Below are 370 nucleotides of genomic sequence, written 5' to 3' on the forward strand. Positions count from 1 at the left end.
GGCATGGGCCAGAAGATGCGCCGGGTCAGCCACGCGGAAGTGCCAGCTATGAACGAAATAAGCGTGATCGCCGGTGCGGATGCCGGCCAGCACCGGGTGCGGGTGGTCGATGACCAGATCGTTCCAGCCCATATGCGGCACTTTCAGTCCGGGGCTGTCGATGGCCCATGCCGATTACGGCGCTGCGGTCACGGCGGTGGTGGGCCGCGACAATATCGTCGGAACCCAGTTCCACCCGGAAAAATCGCAAGCCGTCGGCCTGCGCATCATCGGCAATTTCCTGCGCTGGAGGCCGTAAACCCAACGGCACCTCGCTCCGCGCTTCTTCTGTGTAAAAATATCCTCAGGGGGTGAGGGCCGCAGGCCCGAG

The 370-nt window shown here is 63.5% G+C and carries 1 protein-coding gene; it reads left to right on the forward strand.

Annotated features, from left to right (window positions below):
* Positions 1 to 160: 160 nt before the first annotated feature.
* A complete protein-coding gene (locus tag RMT89_RS41590; protein WP_315888948.1) occupies positions 161 to 298 on the forward strand; it encodes a hypothetical protein in 138 nt (45 codons plus the stop codon).
* Positions 299 to 370 lie beyond the last annotated feature (72 nt).

This window comes from Streptomyces sp. P17 (assembly GCF_032436805.1).
Taxonomy (GTDB): Bacteria; Actinomycetota; Actinomycetes; order Streptomycetales; family Streptomycetaceae; genus Streptomyces.